The organism is Micromonospora sp. NPDC049047 (assembly GCF_040649135.1).
Taxonomy (GTDB): Bacteria; Actinomycetota; Actinomycetes; order Mycobacteriales; family Micromonosporaceae; genus Micromonospora.
The window spans coordinates 1-23,180 of record NZ_JBEZEY010000037.1; the positions used below are offsets into that span (position 1 = coordinate 1).

Here is a 23,180-nt window from a genome sequence, read left to right on the forward strand (position 1 = left end):
ACACATACACCCGACCGTTGTAAACCAACGGCGCCGGATCAGCCGTATAAATATGCTGAACAATAGGATTGTCCGCCTTCGCGACACCGGCGGGGGCCAGCGCGAGGACGCAGAGGAGGCTCGCCAGCCAGGCGATGACCCGCCTGGCCGAGCGACTGGTCCGGGTTGTGGTTCGAGCATTCACGTTCACATCTACTCCCACCGAGAGTGTGCCGGGCGCGGGTCTGAATCGACGACGGGCCGCCGCCATTTGGCTGCCGTGGGGAAGCGGGCTTCGCCGTACCCGGTGAAGCGGCGCGGTCGACAACCCTGTTAGCGCTAACAGGGGTTGGTCGACACCTCCCCTCGCCGATGAGCTGGGCTTTGCGCGTCGTGCGATGACCGTCGTAACCACACCGCAGCATTGATGTATCGACTACGACATCCAAGATTTACGATGCACCGTACTGAGCGGCGCGGCAGGCGTCAACGGAGCCGCGGCTCGACCCCCGGTCGACGGCCGCCCGTTACGCACTGTTACCAGCTGCCGGCGACAAGCCCCATACCGCCGATTTCGGACCCGCCTGGCTCCTCGACCACTCCCCGCCAGGCGGTCCGGCGGTCCGGCGCCGAAACCGGCGCACCCGGGGCGGCCCACCCGGCGGCCCTCGGGGGTTGCGGGCGTGTTAACGACGAACTATGTTAGCGATCACATTGATGTGCCACGATTAGGCCTCCCGCGGGCGTGCCACTGGCGTCCACGGTGGCAGCTCGTCCGCTCGACGCGCGTTCACCCTGGGCGCACTGTCCGCCGCGGCTACCGCCAGCGGCGCACCGAGCCTCCCGAGCGCCGCGGGCCGCCCGGACACCACCTTCCGCACCACCCCGTAGCGCACCGTCCCGTACCGAAATCCCCGGAGGTTCCCATGCCACCCCCGCCCCTCAGCCGCCGCCACCTCCTCCAGGCCGCCGGAGCCTCTGTGGTGCTCTCCGCTGCCGGCACCACAGTCGCCGCCGGCAGCGCCGCGGCCGCCGTGGTCCCGCCGGCCCGGCCGGACATCGGCGTCTCGGCGTACCCGTTCGACCTCGGTCAGGTGCGGCTGACCTCCGGCCGCTGGATGGACAACCAGTCGCGGACGCTCAACTACCTGCGGTTCGTCGACGTGGACCGGATGCTCTACAACTTCCGCGCCAACCACCGGCTGTCCACGAACGGCGCCGCCACCAACGGGGGCTGGGACGCGCCGAACTTCCCGTTCCGGACCCACATGCAGGGCCACTTCCTGAGCGCGTGGGCGTACGCGTACGCGGTGCTGGGCGACACCACCTGCCGGGACAAGGCCAACTACATGGTCGCCGAGTTGGCCAAGTGCCAGGCGAACAACGGTGCCGCCGGATTCGGGGCCGGCTACCTCTCCGGCTTCCCGGAGTCCGACTTCGCCGCCCTCGAGGCACGGACGCTATCCAACGGCAACGTGCCCTACTACTGCATCCACAAGACCCTCGCCGGGCTGCTCGACGTCTGGCGTCACACAGGCAACACCCAGGCCCGCACTGTGCTGTTGTCACTGGCCGGCTGGGTCGACACCCGGACGTCCCGGCTCAGCTCCAGCCAGATGCAGTCGATGCTGGGCACCGAGTTCGGGGGCATGAACGACGTGCTCACCGACATCTACCAGCAGACCGGCGACAGCCGGTGGCTCACCACCGCGCAGCGGTTCGACCACAACTCGGTGTTCAACCCGCTGGCCTCCGGCCAGGACCAGCTCAACGGGCTGCACGCCAACACGCAGGTTCCCAAGTGGATCGGCGCCGCCCGCGAGTACAAGGCCACCGGGACGACCCGTTACCGGGACATCGCCAGCAACGCGTGGCGCATCACCGTCGGCGCGCACACCTACGCCATCGGCGGCAACAGCCAGGCGGAGCACTTCCGGGCGCCGAACGCGATCGCCGGCTACCTCAGCAACGACACCTGCGAGCAGTGCAACACGTACAACATGCTCAAACTGACCCGGGAGCTGTGGCTGCTCGACCCGAACCGGGCGGACTACTTCGACTTCTACGAGCGTGCGCTGATGAACCACCTGATCGGCGGACAGAACCCGGCCGACAGCCGCGGCCACATCACCTACTTCACCCCGCTGCGACCGGGTGGCCGTCGGGGCGTCGGCCCGGCCTGGGGTGGCGGCACCTGGAGCACCGACTACAACTCGTTCTGGTGCTGCCAGGGCACCGGCCTGGAGATCAACACGAGGTTGATGGACTCCATCTACTTCTACAACGGCACCACGCTGAGCGTGAACCTGTTCGCACCGTCGGTGCTGGACTGGACGCAGCGCGGCATCACCGTCACCCAGACCACCAGCTTCCCGGTCAGCGACACCACCACGCTGACGCTGAGCGGCTCGATGAGCGGTTCGTGGAGCATCCGGGTGCGGATCCCGTCCTGGACCAGCGGGGCGACGATCGCCGTCAACGGCACCGTGGAGAACGTCACCACCACACCGGGCAGCTACGCCACCGTCACCCGCACCTGGGCCGCTGGCGACACCATCACCGTGCGGCTGCCGATGCAGATCGCCGTCAAGGCCGCCAACGACAACGCCAACGTCGGCGCTGTCACGTTCGGCCCGACGGTGCTGGCCGGCAACTACGGCAACACGGCCCTGAGCACCCTGCCCACCCTCACCGTCTCCTCGATCACCCGGACCAGCACCAGCTCGCTCGCGTTCACCGCCAGCGCCAACGGGTCCACTGTGAACCTCGCGCCCTTCTACGACGCCCACGGCTACAACTACACGGTCTACTGGAACACCAACGGCAGCGGCGGCCCCAGCGGCAGCTACCGCCTGGTCAACGTGGGCACCGGGCTGGTCCTCGGGATACAGAACATGTCCACCGCCGACGGTGGTCTGGCCGTGCAGTGGAGCGACAGCGGCACCGCCGACCACAACTGGGTGGTGGTGACCGACGGCAACGCGGTCCGGTTCCGCAACAGCAACAGCGGCAAGGTGCTCGGTGTGGAGAACATGTCCACCGCCGACAACGCCCGGGTGTTGCAGTGGGCGGACAACGGCACCGCCGACCACCGGTGGATCCTCGCTGACAACGGCGACGGCACCTACAAGATCCGCAACGTCAACAGCAACAAGCTGCTCGCCATCCTGAACGGGTCGACCGCCATGGGTGCGCAGGCGGTGCAGGACTCCGACAACGGCAGCGCGGACAACCGGTGGCGGCTGGTCCGCAACGCCTGACGATCCGCCCAGCTCGCCGGTGTGCCGGCGCGGTCGCTCCCGAGGACCGCGCCGTCACGCCGGGCGCTCGGACGGTGGCGGTCGTACAGTGGGCAGGGTCCTGGCCCCAGTGATCGTGGCGGATCTGTCGGCTCGTGCCGCGCTCCGCCCGGAAGGAGCACAGTGAACCGACCCCTTCGGGCCGCGCTCGGCGGCGCCCTGGCCGCCGCCCTGCTGACCGCTGTCGCCGTCACGCCCGCGCAGGCACACCCCGCGGGACGGCCGCCCACCGTCCTCGCCCTGCCCGACGGGTTCACACCCGAGGGCATCGCCACCGCCGGCCGGTACGCGTACCTCGGCTCCCGGACCACCGGCGCCATCCAGCGCGTCGACCTGATCACCGGTCGCGGTACGACGATCGGTGCGGCCACCGGCACCCCGTCCCTCGGTCTCAAGACCGACCAACGCGGCCGGCTCTTCGTCGCCGGAGGCACCGCCGGTGACGCCCGGGTGCTCGACACCCGCACCGGCGAGGTGCTGGCGCGCTACCAGTTCGCCACCGCCCCGACGTTCGTCAACGACGTCATCCTGACCCGCGACGCCGCGTACTTCACCGACTCCAACCGCCCGGTGCTCTACCGGCTGCCGTTCGGTCGCGGCGGCGCGCTGCCGCCGGCCGACGGGTTCGGCAACATCGCGTTGACCGGCGCGTACCAGCAGGTCGGCACCGGCGTGAACATCAACGGCATCACCACCACACCGGACGGCCAGGCGCTGATCATCGTCCAGTCCAACACCGGGACGCTCTACCGGGTCGACCCGGCCACCGGCGCCACCACCGCCGTGGACGTGCCCGGCTACACCTTCACCAACGGCGACGGGCTGCTGCGGCGCGGCCACACCCTCTACGTCGTGCAGAACAGCCTCAACCGGATCGCGGTGGCCACGCTCGACCGGGCCGGCACCACGGGCACGCTCACCGGCACCATCACCGACCCGAACTTCGACGTGCCCACCACCGTCGCCGAGGCGTTGGGCCGGCTCTACCTGCCCAACGGCCGGTTCACCACACCGCCGACACCGACAACGCCGTACACGGTCGTCGCGGTCCGCGCCCACTGAGTCAGCGAGGGGGTACGCGCACCGCGGGTACCCCCTCGGCCATCCGCGCGGCGGGCGACCGTCAGTAGGATCACGGGCACCTCGGCGAAGACTGTCGCCCGCTGCACCCGGAGGCCGCGTGGCCGACCGCCGTTCGCACCGTCTTTTGCGGCGGGCCCTGGCCGTCGGCTGCCTGATCGCCGCCGCCGGACTGCCCGCCGGGTCGTCGGTGACCAGGCCGACGGAGCACACCGGGCCGACGGTCCTGCGGGTGTTGCAGCTGAACCTCTGCAACAGCGGCCGCGCCGGCTGCTACACCGGCCACGCCGTGCGGCGGGCCACCGAGGTGATCAGCACCGAGGCGCCCGATCTGGTCACCCTCAACGAGATCTGCCAGGACGACGTGGCCGAGCTGGCGCGGGTGTTCGCGACGGTGCACACCGGGCGGCGGGTCGTCTCCGCGTTCCAGCCCGCCGGTGACCGCCCCAGCGGGGGCGACACCCGCTGCCGCAACGGCCAGCCGTACGGGGTGGGGCTGCTGACGCGGGTGCGGGCGCCGGCCACCGCCCCGGCCGTGTACCGCGGGATCCACCCCACGCAGGACCTCGCGGACCCCGAGGAACGGGCCTGGCTCTGCGTCGAGGTCGACGCGGTCCTGCTCGCCTGCACCACACATCTGGCGGCCACCGGTTACGCTGTCGCACTCGCCCAGTGCCGCCAACTGCTCGACACGATCCTGCCGACGATCCGAGGCCGCGCCGGACGGCTGCCCGTCCTGCTCAGCGGCGACCTCAACCTCCGCGCCGGCGGCGACCCCGATGTGCGGTCCTGCGCGCCACCGGGTCACCAGCGAATCGACGACGGCGCGCGGCAACACATGCTGACGACCACCGACATCGGCCTCTGTTGCCGCCGGACGGTGGCGATGCGCGGGTCCACCGACCACCCCGGGCTGCTGGCCACCCTCAGCATCGACGGCGGCCGGTCCGACCGCCCGACGACCTGACCCCGCACCGGCCGCGCCGTGTCCCCGTCAGCGCGGTGGGGTGTCCCGGCGGGACGGAAACGCGGTGCCCGGCTGACCGAGGGTGGAGCGGGCGCGCAACCCGACCGGGTCCGGGGCGGCGGCGGGCGTCGCGGCAGCCGGCTGCGCGACCCGTCGCCCGTCCAGGTACGCGGCGGCGGCCCGGTCGTCGTCGGTCGGGGCGGCGAGCAGCGCATAGAGCAGACCGACCACGCCGAAGATCACCGCCACCATGATCGGCACCAGCAGCGTGCTCGCCTGGGCGCCGGTCACCCCTGCCACACCCTCGTGCCGGTGCACCGACAGCGCGCTCATCCCGGTGAAGTGCATGCCGTTCACGGCGATGCCCATGACCAGCGCGGAGGCGAAGATCGCCAACCCACGTCGGACGGTCATCGCGAGCCACAGCGCGACGGTGGACGCCACGACCGCGATGACCACCGAGAGCACCACCCGGATGGTGTCGTAGCCGAGACTGCCGTTGAGGCGCATCGCCGCCATCCCGGTGTAGTGCATGGAGGCCACCCCGGCGCCGGTGAAGATGCCGCCGGCGACCAGGCGTACCGGGTTCAACCGGCCGGTGCCCACGATGCCCAGGCCGATGCCGACCGCCAGCACGGCGATGGCCGTGCTCGCCGCGGTCAGCGGCACGTCGTAGCGGATCCGGGTGCCCTCGACGGCGAAGCCCAGCATGGCCATGAAATGCATCGCCCAGATGGCGGTGCCGCCGAGCGCCCAGGCCGCCAGCAGACCCCACCAGGCCCGCTGGCGGGCGGTGCGCGCGGTCCGGATGCGCCCGGCGCACACCAGCCCGAGGATCGAACCGAGCACGGACAACACGTAGCTCAACGCGGGTGTGATCCACCCGTACTCAAAGTGATTGATGTCCGCCACAGCGGCCTTCTCCCGTTCGTTACCGGCGCGTCAGCATAAGGCGCTCGGCAATGATCAGGGGTGGCGTGACCAGGCACGACAGCGCCCCCCAGCATATTCGGGGGGTGCCGTCGTGGTGACTGTCCGACGCGTCGGTTTCCTCAGCGATCGTTACTGATTGTGACCGTCAGGCAGTGGTGTGATACGCCAACACGCCCCGGTTCACGGCCGCGATGGCCTGCCGGGCGGTGGACCGCAACTCCGCCGAGGCGCCGCCGGAGTCGGCAAGCTGGCCGAGCAGGTCGACAACCTGGCGCGCCCACCTGACGAAGTCGCCGGCGGGCATCTCGCCGTCGATCTCGTGACCGCTGCCGAGCACCTTGGCCAGCGCCTCGCCCCGGGCCCACCGGTAGACGGGCCAGGCGAAGCCCAGATCCGGCTCCCGGGTCGCGGTCAGCCCGCGGGTCGCCTCGTCGGCCTCGATCTCGCTCCAGAGCTTTATCGTCTCGTCCACCGCGTCGGCCACCGGCCCGCGCGGCAACGACGCCCGCTCGTCGACGTCGCGACGTGCCTCGAAGACCACCACCGACACCGCGGCGGCCAACTCGGCCGGGGACAGGCCGTTCCACACCCCCCGGCGCAGGCACTCGGCGACCAGCAGGTCCGCCTCGGTCCAGATCCGACCGAGCATCCGGCCGGCGTCGGTGACCGCGCCGTCGCGAGCGAGGTAACCACGGTCGGTCAACAACGCCACGATCCGGTCGAAGGTCCGCGCGAGGGACCCGGTCCGCCCGGACACACGCTCGCGCAACTCCTCGGTGTCGCGCTCCAGCCGCCGCCGGCGCTCCGCCCAGCGGGCGTGGTCCTCGCGCTCCGGGCAGCCGTGACAGGGGTGGTTACGCAGCTCGGTGCGGAGCTGGGCGATCTGGTGGTCCTCGCCGGCCGGCTGCCGGGAACGACCACCCCGCCGGCCGGCGTGCCGGTCCAGGCCGGTGCCACTGACCTCGGCGGCGAGATCCCGGCGGGCGGCCGGCGAACGGTGGTTGAAGTGCTTGGGCACCCGGATCCGGGCCAGCACCTCCGCCGGGGTGGTGAAGTCGCCAGGGCTGACCCGCCCGGCCCACCGGTCCTGAGTGAGCACCAGCGGGCGCGGCTCGCCGAACCCGCCGGTCGCCGGGTCCAGCACGACGGCCAACCCGGCCCGCCGGCCCGCCGGCACCCGGATCACGTCACCGATCCGCAGCCGCTCCAGCGACGCCACCGCGGCGGCCTTGCGCTGGGTCTGCCCCTGTCGGGCGATCGCCTTCTCCCGGTCCGCGATGGCCACCCGCAGTGCGAAGTACTCGTCGAAATCGCCGTGGTGACAGGCGGCCTCGACGCCGTACGCGTCGATGGTCTCGGTGTTGCGCTGCACCTGCCGGGCCAGACCGACCACCGACCGGTCCGCCTGGAACTGGGCGAACGAGGACTCCAGCAGCGCCCGGGCCGGCTCCACGCCGACAGTGCCGACCAGGTTCACCGCCATGTTGTACGACGGCCGGAAACTGGAGCGCAGCGGGTACGTGCGGGTGGACGCGAGCCCGGCCACGTGCCGGGGGTCGGTCTCCGGGGACCACACCACCACGGCGTGCCCCTCCACGTCGATGCCCCGGCGGCCGGCCCGGCCGGTGAGCTGCGTGTACTCCCCCGGGGTCAGGTCGACGTGCGCCTCACCGTTGTACTTGACCAGCCGCTCCAGGACCACGCAGCGGGCCGGCATGTTGATGCCCAACGCCAGGGTCTCGGTGGCGAAGACCGCCTTGACCAGGCCCCGGACGAACAACTCCTCGACGACCTCCTTGAACACCGGCAGCATGCCGGCGTGGTGGGCGGCCAGGCCCCGCTCCAGGCCGTCGAGCCACTCCCAGTAACCGAGCACCGACAGGTCCTCGCCCGGAATGGCGGTCACCCGGGACTCGACCACCCGGCGGATCTCGGCCCGCTCGTCGGGCGAGGTGAGCCGCAGCCCGGCGGCGAGACACTGCTGCACCGCGGCGGCACATCCGGCCCGGCTGAAGATGAACAGGATCGCCGGGAGCAGGCCCTCCCGGTCCAGCCGGTCGACGATGTCCGGGCGCAGCGGACCGCGCCAGCGCGGGCCCCGCCGACCGGCACCCGGCCCCGCGCTGCGCCCCTCGCCCAGCTCCAACCGCCGCGCCGTCTCCCGGGTGTAGCGCAGCAACTCCGGGTGCACGTCGTGCTTGCGGGCGGCGTCCGCGTCGTGGAACAGGTCGAACATCCGCTTGCCGACCAGCATGTGCTGCCACAACGGCACCGGCCGGTGCTCGCTGACCACCACGGCGGTCTCGCCGCGTACGGTGACCAGCCAGTCGGCGAACTCCTCGGCGTTCGACACCGTCGCCGACAACGAGACAAGGGTGACCGAGGCGGGCAGGTGGATGATCACCTCTTCCCACACCCCACCGCGGAACCGGTCGGCCAGGTAGTGCACCTCGTCCATCACCACGTACGCCAGGCCCTGCAACGTGCTGGACCCCGCGTAGAGCATGTTGCGCAGCACCTCGGTGGTCATCACCACCACCGGCGCGTCGCCGTTTATCGCGTTGTCGCCGGTGAGCAGGCCGACCTGCTCGGCGCCGTACCGGGCGACCAGATCGTGGTACTTCTGGTTGGACAACGCCTTGATCGGCGTGGTGTAGAAGCACTTGCGCCGGGCCGGTGGGTCCTCGCCGGGCACCGGGTCGTCAGGCCGCCCGCGCAACGCCAGGTGGACCGCGAACTCCCCCACCACCGTCTTGCCGGCTCCGGTGGGGGCGCAGACCAGCACCCCGCTACCCCGTTCCAACGACTGACACGCCTCGCGCTGGAAATCGTCGAGGTCGAACCCCAGGTCAAGGGCGAACTCGTCCAGCGCCGGAAACTCTGCGGCCTGTGCGGCCCGGCGGCGCGCCGCTGCGTACCGCTCGGCGGGGCTCGACATGGCACCAAGATTAGTGCGTGCCGGCACAGGGCACCCGACAAGGCCGTCCGGTTGGGCCGTCCGAGGCGGTCGGTAGGGTGCACGGCGTGCCGGACCATGCCGAACCGCCCCAGACTCGTCCGCCGGGCAGCTCCGAGCCCGCCGCCCGCCGGGCGTCCCGACGGCCCGTCAAGGCGGTCCTCTTCGACTTCCACGGCACCCTGGCCCAGGTGGAGGAGCCCCGGCGATGGGTGCTGGAGGCCGCCGCCGCGTGCGGGGTGACCCTGGACCGGGTCCGCGCCACCTCGCTGGCCGACCGGCTGCTGACCGCCGGGCGGGCCGGCGGGCCGCTGCCGGCGCGGGTGCCACCCCGGCTCGCCGAGCTGTGGGCCGACCGGGATCTCTATCAGCACGCCCACCGGGGCGCGTACACCGGGCTGGCCGAGACCGTCGACGCGGGCATCGAGGGCTTCGCCGACGCGCTCTACGATCGGCTGCTCACCGCCGACGGTTGGCTGCCGTATCCGGACACCGCGCCCACCCTGGCCGCGTTGCGCGACGCCGGGGTGCCGGTGGCGGTGGTCAGCAACATCGGCTTCGACCTGCGGCCGCACTTCGACGCCTGGGGGTTGACCGACCTGGTCGACGCGTTCGTACTGTCGTACGAGGTGGGGCGCTGCAAGCCCGACCCGGCGATCTTCTGGCGGGCCTGCGGGATGCTCGGCGTCGACCCGGAGCAGACCCTGATGGTCGGCGACACCCCGGCGGACGCGGGCGCGGTGGCCGCCGGCTGCGCGGTGCTGGTGCTCCCCACCGCCGACCCGGGTCGGGAGAACGGGCTGGGCGCCGTACTCGACCTCGCCCTGCCGGACTGACCGGCGGCCGTCAGCCGGTAACACCGGGTCGGCGAACACCGCGGCCGGGGCAGCCCGGCCCCGAACGGCGTCACGTCGCCGCCCGGGACCGGTGCCGCTCAGCCGGCTGCCGCTTCGCGCAGGGGCCGCCAGGCGACGACGGTGATCGCCGCCATCGCGGCGGCGGCCGCCCAGAACGGCGTGGTGAGCGACCAGGCGCTGGCGAGCAGGCCGCCGATCAGGGAGCCCAGCGCGGCCCCGCCAAGGTCAAGCAACGCGTACGCACTGCCGACCCGGCCCCGCAGGTGCGACGGCACGACCCGCTGCCGGACCGAGGTGACGGTGATTCCCCAGACCATGGCGTGGACGCTGAACACGACAAGGACCACTGCGGCCACCCAGACGCTCGTCGTGATCGCGAGGCAGACCTGCGTCGCGATCTCGATGAGCAGACCGATCCGCAACACGGTCACGGTGCCGAGCACACGCGTCAGTGTGGTGGCGACTGCCGTACCGGACAGGCCACCGACCGCGAACGCGGTCAACAGGACGCCGTAGCCGATGGCAGAGACACCCAACCGCTCCCGGCAGTAGAGAACGAACACGGCGAACGCGGCACCGAATGCGATGTTGCTCAAGCCCATGCTGAGCGCGAGGGTCCGCAGCAGGCGGTGCCGCCACAGCCACCGCACACCAGCGACCACCTCGGCGCGCAGCGAGTTCGGCCGGTCGGGTACCGCCACCGGTGGGACTCGGCGGATGCCCCCGATCAGCACCGCGGACGCCGCGAAGGTGAGCGCGTCGACGCCGAACGGAACCGCCGCCGAGACGACGAACAACCACGCACCAAGCGGTTTCGCGACGAACTGGTTCCCGATGGTGAAGCTCGCGTAGAGCCGGGCGTTGGCCGTCGGTAGCTGCTCGGGGGTCACCACCGCCGGGAGCAGGGCGCCCAGGGCGGTGTCCGCGAGGGTTTCGCCCGTACCCAGCAGGAAGAGCACCGCGTAGATGACGGTGACGGTGACGGTCCCGGTCGCGATGGTCACGGACAGGGCCGCCAGGGCCGCGGCGCGTACCAGATTGACGACCACGACGATGCGCCGCCGTTCGAGTCGGTCGACGTAGGCGCCGCTGATCAGGGCGAACAGCAACCAGGGCAGTTGCTGTGCGACGACGGATCCGGCCACGAGGGCCGGGTTGTCGGTGACGGAGGCGACAAGTAGCGGGCCGGCGGCCATGGTGACCCCGTCGCCGACGTTGGAGACCGCCGCAGCGGTCCAGAGCCTGGTGAAGTCCGCGCCCAGACGCGCGGATACACGGGTACGCAAAAGAACTCCTCGAGCCAGGAAAGGAAACGGTCGTCGTGAGACCGCGTCGCGGCGAGGAGCACCAGAGCACCGGAGGACGTCCCCCCGGCGGTACCCGATCAGTTACCGGGCGTGCGCTCGCGGCGAGGCGGAGACCGTGACCAGGTCGAGGCGCATGCCAGCTCCCAACTGTGGATCAATACCGTCCCGGGCAGGATAGCCGACGCATCGATGATTCCGGATACAGACGCCGCCGCCTGTCGATCGAGGGCGACCGCCTAGCGTCATGGCGGTGACCGAGACCCTGTTACCCGCCCCGGACCCAGCCAGCGCGGCCCCGCAGCGCCGCGGTGGTGTCGTCGCCGTGGGGCTGGTGCTCGGTGGGGCGCTGTCGGTCCAGTTCGGCGCCGCCGTGGCCGCGCTGATCTTCCCGCGTACCGGGGTGGCCGGCGCGGTGACCCTGCGGCTGACCATCGCTGCGGTGCTGCTGCTCGTCGTGTGCCGGCCCCGACTGCGCGGGTACGGCCGGTCGGCCTGGCTCGCCGCGGGCGGATTCGGGTTGGCGCTGGCCGGCATGAACTCGCTGTTCTACCAGGCCATCGAACGCATCCCGCTGGGTCCGGCGGTGACGCTCGAAGTGCTCGGCCCCCTCGCACTGTCGGTGCTCAGCGCCCGACGACGTGCCAGTTGGGGCTGGGCGGGGCTGGCCCTGGCCGGTGTGGCGCTGCTCGGGCAGGGCGGCTTCGACCGACTGAACCCGATCGGGGTGGCCTTCGCGTTCGGTGCGGGCGCCATGTGGGCCGCGTACATCGTGTTGAGCGCCCGGGTCGGCGGACGGTTTCCCGGCGCGGACGGGTTGGCCCTGGCGCTTACCCTCGCCGCGCTTGTCACCCTGCCGCTGGGCATCGTCGACGGCGGCGCGGTGCTGCTCGACCCGCAGGTGCTGGCGCTCGGTACCGCCCTCGCGGTGCTCGCCTCCGGGCTGCCGTACACCCTGGAGCTGCTGGCGCTGCGGCGCATGCCGACCGCCACCTTCGCGGTGCTGATGAGCCTCGGCCCGGCCGTCGCCACCCTCGCCGGCTGGCTGGTGCTGCGCCAGGCGCTGACCCTGCTGGAGTGCGTCGCCATCGTGCTTGTCATCGCGGCGAGCATCGGAGCGGTACGGGTCAACGCAGCAGCCGCAGCGCCTCCGGGACCGCGCTGATCGTCACCGGCAACGTCAGCGAACGCTCCCCGTCGGCGTACGTGACGATGCCCTCGGCGGCCAACTCCACGGTGCGGGCCCGGTAGCTGGTCACCAGGGGGTGGCTGACGTGGGTGCCCTGGTAGATGCGCGGCTTCACCCGGATCAGGGTCCGCCGGTCGACCCGACCCGCCACCACCACGTCGAGCAGCCCGTCGGTCGGGTCCGCGTCGGGGCAGATCCGCATTCCGCCGCCGTACGTCGGGCAGTTGCCCACCGCCACCAGCACCGCGTCCAGCTCGTGCGGCACCCCGTCGAGGCGCAGCGTGTAGCGGCGGGGCCGCAGCCGGGCCAGCTCGACCAGGATCGCCAGGTCGTAGCGGCGGGGACCGCGCGGCCAACGCATCCGGTTGGCCCGCTCGTTGACTATCGCGTCGAACCCGGCAGCGAGGACCGCACCGAACCAACGCTCGGCGCCATCGGCCCCGACCATCCGGGCGAGATCGACGACCCGGGTGCGGTCGGCCCGCAGCGCCGACACGATCACGTCCACCGCCGTCACCGGGTCGGCGGGAAAACCGGTGTCCACTGCGAAGTCGTTTCCGGTCCCCGCCGGCACCGGGCCGAACGGCACGTCGGTGCCGGCGACCGCCTGCATCGCCCGGTGCACGGTGCCGTCCCCGCCGATCGCGACGAGCGCGCCGATGCCGTCGGCGACGGCGGCCCGGCAGGCCGCTTCCGCCGCTTCCGGACCGGCCGCCGACAGCACCCGGACCGGCCGGCCGGCGGCGGCCAACCCGTCCAGCAGCCGGGGCAGCAGGGCGCGGTGCCGCCCCCGGCCTGCGCTCGGGTTGGCGAGCACGGCCACGGGCCCACCAGCGCGCCGGGCGCCGTCGACCGGGCCGCCCGCGGGCCGGCCGGGAAGGTGATCGTCTGCGGTCACGGGCAGCACCGTACCGGTCGGACACCCGACGCGCACCGGGGCAGGCACGGTCGCCACCGGCAACACGGCGACGCCGCCCCCGCGAACGGGGACGGCGTCGGCTGACCGGGCGGCGCGGGCCGTCAGGTCATGTCGTCGTAGCGTCGCTCGATCGGTGCGGGCTTGGCGATCGGCTCGGGTACGCCGATCGGCGCTGTCGCGTCCACCCGTTGCCCGGCCACGACCGGATCCGCGTCGAACTCCAACGGCGACACCTCGTCGTCGTCGAGGCCGGCGTAGATCTCCTTGCCCCGCCCACGGCGCTTGTCGTTGAGGAACGCGACGCCCACCGCCACGAAGTAGAGCAGTGACAGGGACAGCGCCAGCAGCGTCATGCCGAACGGACCCGGATCAGGTGTCGCGATGGCAGCGAAGGCGAAGGAGATGAAGATGACCGCGCGCCACCAGCTCAACAACCGGCGGGCGCTGGCCACCCCGGTGAAGTTGAGCATCAACAGGATCAGCGGGAACTCGAACGCCACCCCGAACAACAGGATCATGTTCGTGACGAACGAGATATAGCGGGTGACCTCCAGCTGGGTGGAGAGGCCGGTGACGCCCGCCTCCAGCAGGAACGCCAGCCCCTTGTCCACGACGAGGTAGGCAAGCACAGCACCACCGGCGAACAGCGGCGCCGCGATCGCGACGAAGACGTACGCCCACTTGCGCTCGTGCCGGTGCAACCCCGGCGCGATGAACGCCCAAAGCTGGTAGAGCCAGACCGGCGCCCCGACGATCAGGCCGATCCAGAGCGCCAGCTTCAGCTTCAGGATGAAGCCGTCCGCGGGAGACAGCTGGAGAAACTCGCGGCAGTTGCCGAGCGCGTCCCTGGCGCCCGGCAAACTGCAGTAGGGCTCCTTCAGCAGGTTGAACGCCGGCTGCGCCAGGAAGTAACCGACGATCAGACCGACCACGATCGCCAGCGAGGCGCGGAACAACCGGTCACGCAACTCCCGGACGTGCTCGATGAGCGTCATCGAGCCGTCGGCGGCCCGCTCGAACGACTTCGGGGCGCGTTTACGCAGTGCGAAGGCCACGGTGGTGGGGCCCTTCGGTCAGTTGTCGCGGACGCGGTGCACCGGGTCGACGACCGGCTGCTGCGCCGGCGCCTGCTGGTACGGCGCCTGCTGCGGCTGCCCGGCGTACGGCGCCTGCTGCCCGGCGTGCGGCGGCAACGGCTGGTAACCAGCCTGCGCGTCGGCCTTCTCGGCGAGGTCGCGGTCGTCGTCCTGCAGGCTCTTGGTCTCGGCCTTGATGATCCGCAGCGACCGACCCAGCGAACGAGCAGCGTCGGGAAGCCGCTTCGCACCGAAGAGCAGGATCAGCACAACCACGAGAACAGCGATGTGCCACGGCTTGAGGGCACCCATGAGAAGCTCCAGTCGCTCTGTGTCCGGGGGTGGTACGCAGCCCATCGTACGTGCGGATCGGCTGCCTGCCACCCGCCGGGTGGGGGTGGTTCGACCCGAAGGGTGAAGTCTTGACCAACGCGCGATGATCGTCAACCATCGCCAGGTGCGGCGCGATCAGCCGCGCTTTGCCTTGATTACCGCGAGTCGGTCGGAGGTGGTGTCGAGCCGGCGTTGGACGTCCTCGGCGCGCTGCTGCAACACCTCGGCGGTCTCCCGCAGCGCCTCGGCCTCGGCGGCCCGCCGCTGCAACGCCAACGCGGCCCGGCGCAGCCGAGGCAGCCGGGTCAACACCGGGCGCACGGCCAGCGCGAGCGCCACGAGCGGAAGCAGCACCACCGCGAGCACGATCCAGATCAGCACGGCGGTCAGCCTACTGGGTGCGGCCGGCCACCGCCGGGTCACCCGACGGCGTGATCTCCGGGGCCACCTCGGGCTGCCGGGGCGCGGCACTCGGGGCGGGCACCGCGTAGGCGTCCAGCGCGGCGGCCGCCGCGGCCCGCACCTGCTCGGCCAACTCGACCGGGGCGACCACGACGGCGTCCGGGCCGAGGCCCAGCACGAACCGACGGGCCCATCCCAGGTCGGTCACCCGCAGGGAGACCAGCCACTGGTCGCCGTCACCGGCCTCCACCCGCTCGCAGGGGTAGTACTCGGTGATCCACCGCTCGCTGCGGCCGATCCGCAGGGTGATCAGCGGCAGGTCGGGTGAGGGGCGGAAGACCCCCTCGGTGAGGTCGTGCGGAACGGCCTGCGGCGGGACGGTGACCGGCTCGGCCAGCTCGGTGATCGCGTCGATCCGGTCGGCCCGGAACAGCCGGACCGCCTCCGCGCGCCGACACCACGCCTCCACGTAGGCCCGGCCGCCGACCATCAGCATCCGCAGTGGGTCGATGACCCGTTCGGTGGTCTCGTCCCGGGCGGCCGTGTAATAGGTGATCCGCAGCGCCCGGCCGCCCGCCACGGCGGCCCGCAGCGCCTCGACCCGCCGGGTGTCGCCGGGCAGCCGGACCGCCACGGGGGCACCCACCAGGTCACCCGCGTCCTCGATCTTCGCCAGGGCCCGTTCGACGGCCTCACGGTTGGCCACCCCGGGCGTCTCGGCGAGCATCCGCAACGCCACCACGAGCGCGAGGGCCTCGTCCGGGGTGAGCCGCAGCGGCCTGTCGATGCCGGCGTCGTAGGTGATCGTCACCCGGTCACCGTCGAACGCCATGTCGATCAGGTCGCCGGGGCCGTAGCCGGGCAGCCCGCAGACCCAGAGCAACTCCAGGTCCTCCCGGAGCTGGCGCTCGGTCACGCCCAGATCACCGGCCGCCTCGGCGATCTCGATGCCGGGTCGGGCCAGCAGGTAGGGCACCAGGTTGAGCAGGCGGGCCAGCCGGTCGGCGGACGCGCGGGAACCGCCCCGGGCGGCCGGGCGGGTCACCGGGCACCCCCGGTGGCGGCCAGTTCGTCGTGCCGGACGGCGATCTCCTTGAGTCGTTGGATGACCGCCTCGCGGACCTCCGGTGGGTCGAGCACCCGCACGTCCGGGCCGTAGCCGACGAGGTGGCCGGCCAACCCGTCCGGGTCCGCGTACGGCAGAACCAACCGGTCGCCGTCCGGCCCGGTGCTCACCTCCACCGCCCAGCGGCGCAGCCCGGCGGCCCGGCCCGGCGCGGCCAGCACTGTGGCCCGGCCGGTGCGCTCCACCGGACCCGACCAGCGGGCCACGTGGCTGATCAGGTCGACGTTCGGCGGCGGCTCGTACGCGCCGGGCACCCCGGTCACCCGGACCGCGCCGACCACCCGGGACAGCCGGAAGCAGCGGGTCGCCGCCCGGTCCAGGTCGTGGCCGACCACATACCACCGGCCGCGCCAGCAGACCACGCCCCACGGTTGCAACCGCCGTCGGCTGGGCGCGTCCCGATCGGGCACCCGGTAGTCGAAACCGACCTCGCGGCGGTCCCGGGCCGCGGCCGTCAGCGGCGCGAACGCCGGATCGACGGTGACCATCGGCTCCAGACCCAGGGTGGCCTGCGGGTCCACGTCCACCCCGGCGGCGCGCAGCTTGGCCAGCCCGGACGACGCGGCGGCGGCCAGCCCGGCGTGCTGCCACAGCCGGGCGGCGATGCCCACCGCGGCGGCCTCGTCGGGCTCCAGCAGGATGTCGGGCAGCGCGTACTCGCGGTGCGCGATCCGGTAGCCGGGCTCGGGGTCGAAGGCGCTCGCCGTGCCGGTCTCCAGTGGCACACCCAACTCGCGCAGCTCGGCCTTGTCCCGCTCGAATTTGCGTTGGAACGCCTCGTGGTCGCGCGCGTCGTCGGGATCGTGCTCGTAGCCGGGCACGGTCGCGGCGATCTGCGCGGCGGTCAGGAACCGTCGCGTGGACAGCAGACAGATCACCAGGTTGACCAGGCGTTCGGTGCGGGTCCGCGACACCCGGTAGACGCTAGCAGCCGACGCGCCCACGACGTGCACCCACGCGGGCGTGCCGCACACTTGTTCGGATCGGGCCTCCTCCGGCGCGGCACCAGCAGCGGTCATAGGGTGATCCTCATGTCGCAAGCGGAGCCCCGGCCGGGCAGTGAGAGCGTCGGCACGGTGATCGTCGCGGGTGTCGCCAACCTCGCCATCGCGATCGCCAAGCTGATCGCCGGGGTGATCTCCGGGTCGGCCGCGATGCTGTCCGAGGCCGCGCACTCGTTCGCCGACACCACCACCGAGGTGCTGCTCTTCCAGGCGCTGCGCCGCGGCTCCCGGCCGGCCGACCAACGACATCCCTTCGGGTACGGCAAGGAGAGCTACGTCTGGGCGTTCTTCGCGGCGATGTTCACCTTCGTCGCCGGTGCCGGTTTCGCCGTCACCCACGGCGTCACCACGATCCTGGTGCACGAGCACAGCGGCGACTACCTGGTCTCGTACCTCGTCCTGGCGGTGTCGTTCGTCATCGAGTCGATCTCCCTGGCCCGGGCCGTCCGGCAGGTCCGCAACGAGTCGAAGCGCTGGGGCACCACGCCGCGGCGGTTCCTGCGGTTGACCGCGGACACCACCGTCAAGGCGGTCTTCCTGGAGGACAGCGCGGCGCTTGTCGGCCTGCTGCTGGCCGGGGCGGGCGTCGGCCTGTCACACGCCACCGGCGACGAGGTGTGGGACGGCGTCGCCTCGATCCTGATCGGTCTGCTGCTGTTGACGGTCGCCGGGATCCTCGCCAGCAACAACCTGTCGCTGCTGGTCGGCCGGGCGGTTCCGGAGCGGCTGCGCCACGAGATCGAGCAGGAGCTGCGCGGGCTGCCCGAGGTGGAGCGCATCGACACGCTGCTGACCATGCAGCTCGGCCCGGACGACATCCTGGTCGCCGCGAAGGTCGACTTCCGCGACGAGGCCACCGGCGCGCAGATCGAGGCCACCGCCGACCAGGCCGAGCGACAGCTCACCGGGCGGTACCCGGAGATCCGCTTCGTGTTCCTCGACCCCACCCGCTCACTGCCGGGGGCCACCGGCACCGCCCGACACACCCAGGCCGGACCGACCCCGGACGCCGGCGGCCCCGAGCCGACCTGATCCGCCACCAGCGCCGCACCCGGGCGCGGACCGTCGGGGCCACGCGGCTAGCGTGCCCGTCATGGTGCGATGGCGTACGGGGACGGTGGCGACGCTGCGACGGCAGTGGACCGGGGCGGTGGAGCTCGACGTCGACCTGCCCGACGGCACCCGGATGCGGGCACTCGCCTACCCGGAACTGGTCGGCACCCCCGAGGTCGGCGACCGGGTGCTGCTCAACGCCGGCGCACTGCTGATGGGGTTGGGCACCGGCGGGTACGCCCTGGTGGTGGCCCTGCCGGACCGGCTGCCGGCGGACCCGCCGGAGGCGGGCGACACCCGCGACGCCGGGCACCTGGTCAAGGCCCGCTACACCCCGTTGCAGCCGATCCTGCTCGGCGTCGACGAGGAGGCATCCCCGCACCGCGCGGTGCTCGCCGACGCGGACGACCTGGGTGGCCTGCCGGTGGTCACCGCCGACCTGCACTCGGCGCTGCCGGCGATCCTGACCGGCATCCGGGCCGACGCCCCGCAGGCGCGGGTGGCGTATCTGCTCACCGACGGCGGGGCGCTGCCCGCCTGGTTCTCCCGCACCCTCGCCGGACTGCGCGCCGACCTGGCCGGCACGATCAGCGTCGGGCAGGCCTTCGGCGGTGACCTGGAGGCGACCACCCTGCACGGCGGGCTGCTCGCCGCCCGGCACGTGCTCGGCGCCGACGTGGCAATCGTCGCCCAGGGGCCCGGCAACCTGGGCACCGGCACCCGGTGGGGGTTCTCCGGTGTCGCCGTCGGTGAGGCGGTGAACGCGACAGCCACCCTGGGCGGCCGGCCGGTCGGCTCCCTGCGCATCTCCGCCGCCGACCCCCGCCCCCGGCACCGGGGCGTGTCGCACCACAGCCTCACCGCGTACGGCCGGGTGGCGCTCGCCCCGGCGGAACTGGTCGTGCCCGATGACCTGGACCCGGCCCTCGCCGCCGAGGTGGACGCGTCGCTGACCCCGCTGAAGGCCCGACACCGGATCGTCCGGGTGCCCACCGCCGGCCTCGACGCCGCGCTGCGCGCCAGCACCGTGCCCCTGTCCACGATGGGCCGAGGCCTGGACGCCGACCACGCGTACTTCCTGGCCGCCGCAGCAGCCGGCCGCCACGCGGCAACCCTGCTCCCCTAACCCCCAACCCCCTGCTCCCCTAACCCCCGGCCCCATCCCGTTGATCATGAAGTTATTGCCCGATGCCTCGGCGTGTCGTGACGATAACTTCATGATCGACACGAGCGGGCCGGGGGCCCGGGTGGGGGGTGGGGGGTGGGGTTGGGGGTTGGGTGGGGCTGGGTGGGTGGGGTGGGGTGGGGTGGGGTTAGGCCAGGAGGATTAGGGTTAGCCAGCCGCCTACGATGAGGATCAGGGCCAGGGCCAGGACCCAGGTTGGCACTGTGTATTCACCGCGGCGGTTACGGTCCACCTCGGCACGGATCTTCTCCCGCCGGCGTTCGACCCAGTTCTGCCGCTCGACGCCGCGCTCGGGGCGGTCGGAAGGTCCAGAAGTCGTCATGGCGCGCTCAGCCTAGCCGCTCGGCGCGGCGGGCTGGCCGGCCCCGTCGGCGGATGACACCACCGGGGCCGGCCGACCCGTCACATGCTGGCGATCAGCCGCTCCACCCGCTCGTCGTACGCCCGGAACGGGTCCTTGCAGAGCACAGTGCGCTGCGCCTGGTCGTTGAGCTTCAGGTGCACCCAGTCGACGGTGAAGTCCCGCCGCTTCTCCTGGGCGTGCCGGATGAACTCGCCACGCAGCCGGGCCCGGGTGGTCTGCGGCGGGGTCTCCTTGGCCTCGAAGATCTCCGGGTCGGTGGCCACCCGGTCGACCTCACCGCGGCGCTCCAGCAGCCCGTAGAGGCCGCGACCGCGACGCACGTCGTGGTAGGCCAGATCCATCTGCGCCACCCGGGGGTGCGACAGCGGCAGGTCGTGCTTGCGCTGGTAGCGCTCGATCAGCCGCAGCTTGCTGACCCAGTCGATCTCCCGGGAGACCGGCTCCAGGTCGCCGGTCTCCACAGCGTTCAACACCCGGCCCCACAGCTCGACGACCCGCTTGGCGGCCTGGTCGCCGCCGCGACGCTCGACGAACTCGGTGGCCTTGGCCAGGTACTCCTGCTGAATGTCGAGGGCACTGACCTCCTTACCGGAGGCCAACCGCACCTTGCGCCGGCCGGTGATGTCGTGCGACACCTCCCGGATCGCCCGGATCGGGTTCTCCAGGGACAGGTCGCGCATCACCACCCCGGCCTCGATCATCCGCAGCACGATGTCCGCGGTGCCGACCTTGAGCAGCGTGGTGACCTCGTTCATGTTGGAGTCACCGACGATGACGTGCAGCCTCCGGTAGCGCTCGGCGTCGGCGTGCGGCTCGTCGCGGGTGTTGATGATCGGACGGCTGCGGGTGGTCGCCGAGGAGACGCCCTCCCAGATGTGCTCGGCCCGCTGCGACAGGCAGTAGACAGCGCCGCGCGGGGTTTGCAGGACCTTTCCGGCCCCGCAGATCAACTGCCGGGTGACAAGGAACGGGATGAGCACGTCGGCGAGCCGGCCGAACTCCCCGTGCCGGGAGACCAGATAGTTTTCGTGGCAGCCGTACGAGTTACCGGCCGAGTCGGTGTTGTTCTTGAACAGGTAGATCTCACCCGCGATGCCCTCGTCGTGCAGCCGCTTCTCCGCGTCGACGAGCAGGCCCTCCAGGATCCGCTCGCCGGCCCGGTCGTGGGCGACCAGGTCGGTCACCGAGTCGCACTCCGGTGTCGCGTACTCCGGATGCGACCCGACGTCCAGGTAGAGCCGGGCTCCATTACGCAGGAAGACGTTGCTCGACCGACCCCAGGACACCACGCGCCGGAACAGATACCGCGCGACCTCGTCCGGGGACAGCCGCCGCTGCCCGCGATAGGTGCAGGTGACGCCGTACTCGGTCTCGAGGCCGAAGATTCGCCGCTCCATGGTGTGACATTAGCCGCCCGGAGGCCCGGTTCGTCACTGTCGCACCACAGGTCGTGCTCCGGGGGCGGTCACATACCGGTTGAGTGCGACATTCCGTCCGGACCGAGGCTCGCCACGAACCGCCGGCAGTTGTCGTACTCCGGCAGCAGGCCGCTCTCCCGGGCCTGCGCGAGCGTCGGCGCCGCGTCGTCCCGCGCCGACAGCAGCGGAACGTCGGCGGGCCACTCGATGCCCAACTCCCCGTCCAGCGGGTGCACCGCGTGCTCGCCGGTCGGGTTGTAGCTGGCCGAGCAGAGGTAGCTCAGCGTGGCGTCGTCGGTGAGCGCGCAGAAACCGTGCCCGAGCCCCTCGCTGAGGTAGACCGCCCGACGGTCGGTGTCGTCCAGCCGGACGCCCTCCCAGCGGCCGAAGGTCGGCGAGCCCACCCGCAGGTCCACGATCACGTCGAGCACCGCACCACGCACACAGGTGACGTACTTGGCCTGCCCCGGCGGGACGTCGGCGAAGTGGATGCCGCGTACCACGCCCCGGGCGGAGACCGACAGGTTCGCCTGGGCCAGCCGCAGCGGGTGCCCCACCACGTCGGCGAGCTTGTCGAAGCGGTACCACTCCATGAACATGCCGCGCGGGTCGCCGTGCTGCTGGGGGGTGATCTCCCAGGCGCCCTCGATGCTCAGCTCCCGGATCTTCACCAGGCCACCCCGTGGCGGCCGTTCGGCTCGGCGAGCAGACCGAGCAGGTAGTCGCCGTAACCGCTCTTGGTCAACGGCGTGGCCAGCGCGCGCAGCTGGTCGTCGTCGATGAGGCCGGCCCGCCAGGCCACCTCCTCGACACAACCGATCTTCAGGCCCTGCCGCTCCTCGACCACCCGGACGAACTCGGCAGCCTGCATCATCGAGGCGAACGTGCCGGTGTCCAGCCAGGCGGTGCCGCGATCAAGCACCGTCACCGACAGCTCCCCGGTCTCCCGGTACACCTCGTTGACCGCCGTGATCTCCAGCTCGCCGCGGGCGCTCGGGGTGAGCTTGCGGGCGATGTCCACCACCCGGTTGTCGTAGAAGTAGAGGCCGGGCACCGCGTAGCGGGACTTCGGCCGGGCCGGCTTCTCCTCGATCGAGAGCACCCGACCGGCGTCGTCGAAGTCGACCACACCGTATTCCTGCGGGTTGGCCACCTGGTAGGCGAAGACCCGCCCGCCGACCGGGTCACCGTGGGCGGCCAACTGCCGGCCCAGGCCACCACCGTGGAAGATGTTGTCGCCGAGGATCAGCGCCACCGACTCCGCGCCGATGAAGTCCGCACCGAGGATGAAGGCCTGCGCGATGCCCTCCGGGCGCTCCTGCGCGGCGTACTCCAACCGCAGCCCGAACTGGCTGCCGTCGCCGAGCAGCCGACGGAACTGCTCCTGGTCGTCCGGAGTCGTGATCACCAGGATCTCCCGCACCCCGGACATCACCAGGGTGGAGAGCGGGTAGTAGACCATCGGCTTGTCGAAGACCGGCATCAGCTGCTTAGAAACCGCACGGGTGATCGGCCAGAGCCGAGAACCGGTGCCACCGGCAAGTAGGATTCCACGCACCGGGGCAGCCTAGCGGCAAAGAAGCAGGATGCGCGGGGGGGTCGCGCCCCGCGTACCGCACCCAACTTCGCGTACACTTCCCGACCCGTGAGGATCCTCGTCACCGGCGGAGCCGGATTCATCGGGTCGGAGTACGTTCGCCTGCTGCTGGGCAAGCCCCTCGGCAGCGCCGAGGGC

20 protein-coding genes and 1 pseudogene are annotated in these 23,180 nt (G+C 71.8%); 7 read left to right on the forward strand and 14 right to left on the reverse strand.

Going from position 1 to position 23,180, the window contains the following annotated elements:
* Positions 1-190 (reverse strand): annotated as a pseudogene (locus AB0B86_RS32875) (hypothetical protein); the annotation flags it as partial.
* Positions 191-905: 715 nt separating this feature from the next.
* On the opposite strand from AB0B86_RS32875, the gene AB0B86_RS32880 reads away from it, so the two are divergent.
* From AB0B86_RS32880 to AB0B86_RS32890, 3 genes are all read left to right on the forward strand, one after another.
* The gene (locus AB0B86_RS32880) at positions 906-3,239 is read left to right on the forward strand and encodes a beta-L-arabinofuranosidase domain-containing protein (RefSeq protein WP_357413450.1); all 2,334 of its coding nucleotides are present in this window, start codon (positions 906-908) and stop codon (positions 3,237-3,239) included.
* A gap of 162 nt (positions 3,240-3,401) precedes the next feature.
* The gene (locus AB0B86_RS32885; protein WP_357413448.1) at positions 3,402-4,340 is read left to right on the forward strand and encodes a superoxide dismutase; all 939 of its coding nucleotides are present in this window, start codon (positions 3,402-3,404) and stop codon (positions 4,338-4,340) included.
* A 118-nt stretch (positions 4,341-4,458) separates the two neighbouring features.
* Positions 4,459-5,325 carry an endonuclease/exonuclease/phosphatase family protein gene (locus AB0B86_RS32890; RefSeq protein WP_357413446.1) on the forward strand — a complete coding sequence of 289 codons (867 nt, stop codon included), beginning with the start codon at positions 4,459-4,461 and terminating at the stop codon, positions 5,323-5,325.
* 27 nt (positions 5,326-5,352) lie between these two features.
* Here AB0B86_RS32890 and AB0B86_RS32895 read toward each other — a convergent pair whose 3' ends face one another.
* Together AB0B86_RS32895 and AB0B86_RS32900 are read right to left on the reverse strand one after the other, a co-directional pair.
* Complete coding sequence (locus tag AB0B86_RS32895; RefSeq protein WP_357420531.1) at positions 5,353-6,237, reverse strand: MHYT domain-containing protein; 885 nt, start codon at positions 6,235-6,237, stop codon at positions 5,353-5,355.
* Positions 6,238-6,403: 166 nt separating this feature from the next.
* Positions 6,404-9,196 carry a DEAD/DEAH box helicase gene (locus AB0B86_RS32900; protein ID WP_357420533.1) on the reverse strand — a complete coding sequence of 931 codons (2,793 nt, stop codon included), beginning with the start codon at positions 9,194-9,196 and terminating at the stop codon, positions 6,404-6,406.
* 86 nt (positions 9,197-9,282) lie between these two features.
* Here AB0B86_RS32900 and AB0B86_RS32905 point away from each other — a divergent pair, with 86 nt between their 5' ends.
* A complete protein-coding gene (locus AB0B86_RS32905; protein ID WP_357413440.1) occupies positions 9,283-10,050 on the forward strand; it encodes an HAD-IA family hydrolase in 768 nt (255 codons plus the stop codon).
* 98 nt (positions 10,051-10,148) lie between these two features.
* Here the strand turns inward: AB0B86_RS32905 and AB0B86_RS32910 are convergent, their stop codons facing one another.
* A complete protein-coding gene (locus tag AB0B86_RS32910; RefSeq protein ID WP_357413438.1) occupies positions 10,149-11,357 on the reverse strand; it encodes an MFS transporter in 1,209 nt (402 codons plus the stop codon).
* Between the two features lie 265 nt (positions 11,358-11,622).
* Here AB0B86_RS32910 and AB0B86_RS32915 point away from each other — a divergent pair, with 265 nt between their 5' ends.
* Entirely contained in the window at positions 11,623-12,540 is a 918-nt protein-coding gene (locus AB0B86_RS32915) for an EamA family transporter (RefSeq protein WP_357413436.1), read from the forward strand.
* On the opposite strand, the gene AB0B86_RS32920 is transcribed toward AB0B86_RS32915, so the two are convergent.
* The 6 genes from AB0B86_RS32920 to AB0B86_RS32945 all read right to left on the reverse strand — a co-directional run bounded on the left by AB0B86_RS32920 (position 12,503) and on the right by AB0B86_RS32945 (position 17,334).
* Positions 12,503-13,387, reverse strand: coding sequence for a diacylglycerol kinase family protein (locus AB0B86_RS32920; protein ID WP_357413454.1), 885 nt, complete (start codon positions 13,385-13,387; stop codon positions 12,503-12,505). The genes AB0B86_RS32915 and AB0B86_RS32920 overlap by 38 nt on opposite strands.
* Positions 13,388-13,584: 197 nt before the next feature.
* A complete protein-coding gene (tatC, locus tag AB0B86_RS32925; RefSeq protein WP_357413434.1) occupies positions 13,585-14,538 on the reverse strand; it encodes a twin-arginine translocase subunit TatC in 954 nt (317 codons plus the stop codon).
* An 18-nt stretch (positions 14,539-14,556) separates the two neighbouring features.
* A complete protein-coding gene (gene tatA, locus AB0B86_RS32930) occupies positions 14,557-14,871 on the reverse strand; it encodes a Sec-independent protein translocase subunit TatA (protein WP_007459946.1) in 315 nt (104 codons plus the stop codon).
* Positions 14,872-15,027: 156 nt separating this feature from the next.
* A complete protein-coding gene (locus tag AB0B86_RS32935; RefSeq protein ID WP_357413432.1) occupies positions 15,028-15,273 on the reverse strand; it encodes a hypothetical protein in 246 nt (81 codons plus the stop codon).
* Between the two features lie 10 nt (positions 15,274-15,283).
* On the reverse strand, positions 15,284-16,339 hold the full coding sequence (locus tag AB0B86_RS32940) for a YafY family protein (RefSeq protein WP_357413430.1): 1,056 nt from the start codon (positions 16,337-16,339) through the stop codon (positions 15,284-15,286).
* Positions 16,336-17,334, reverse strand: coding sequence for a WYL domain-containing protein (locus tag AB0B86_RS32945; protein WP_357413452.1), 999 nt, complete (start codon positions 17,332-17,334; stop codon positions 16,336-16,338). Before AB0B86_RS32945 ends, AB0B86_RS32940 begins: the two co-directional genes overlap by 4 nt.
* Before the next feature lie 117 nt (positions 17,335-17,451).
* On the opposite strand from AB0B86_RS32945, the gene AB0B86_RS32950 reads away from it, so the two are divergent.
* Together AB0B86_RS32950 and AB0B86_RS32955 are read left to right on the forward strand one after the other, a co-directional pair.
* Positions 17,452-18,456: a cation diffusion facilitator family transporter gene (locus tag AB0B86_RS32950; RefSeq protein ID WP_357413428.1), complete on the forward strand. Its 1,005-nt coding sequence runs from the start codon at positions 17,452-17,454 to the stop codon at positions 18,454-18,456.
* A gap of 61 nt (positions 18,457-18,517) precedes the next feature.
* Positions 18,518-19,603, forward strand: a complete 1,086-nt coding sequence (locus AB0B86_RS32955) for a DUF3866 family protein (RefSeq protein ID WP_357420536.1) — start codon at positions 18,518-18,520, stop codon at positions 19,601-19,603.
* A gap of 187 nt (positions 19,604-19,790) precedes the next feature.
* Here the strand turns inward: AB0B86_RS32955 and AB0B86_RS32960 are convergent, their stop codons facing one another.
* The 4 genes from AB0B86_RS32960 to rfbA form a co-directional block, all read right to left on the reverse strand.
* The gene (locus tag AB0B86_RS32960; RefSeq protein WP_357413424.1) at positions 19,791-19,985 is read right to left on the reverse strand and encodes a hypothetical protein; all 195 of its coding nucleotides are present in this window, start codon (positions 19,983-19,985) and stop codon (positions 19,791-19,793) included.
* An 80-nt stretch (positions 19,986-20,065) separates the two neighbouring features.
* Positions 20,066-21,424 (reverse strand): Pup--protein ligase, encoded by a 1,359-nt coding sequence (pafA, locus tag AB0B86_RS32965; protein ID WP_074309747.1) that lies wholly within the window; start codon positions 21,422-21,424, stop codon positions 20,066-20,068.
* A 68-nt stretch (positions 21,425-21,492) separates the two neighbouring features.
* Positions 21,493-22,116, reverse strand: a complete 624-nt coding sequence (gene rfbC / locus AB0B86_RS32970; protein WP_357413421.1) for a dTDP-4-dehydrorhamnose 3,5-epimerase — start codon at positions 22,114-22,116, stop codon at positions 21,493-21,495.
* Positions 22,113-23,003 (reverse strand): glucose-1-phosphate thymidylyltransferase RfbA, encoded by an 891-nt coding sequence (rfbA, locus tag AB0B86_RS32975; RefSeq protein ID WP_357413419.1) that lies wholly within the window; start codon positions 23,001-23,003, stop codon positions 22,113-22,115. The genes rfbC and rfbA overlap by 4 nt, the downstream gene beginning before the upstream one ends.
* Positions 23,004-23,180: the final 177 nt, after the last annotated feature.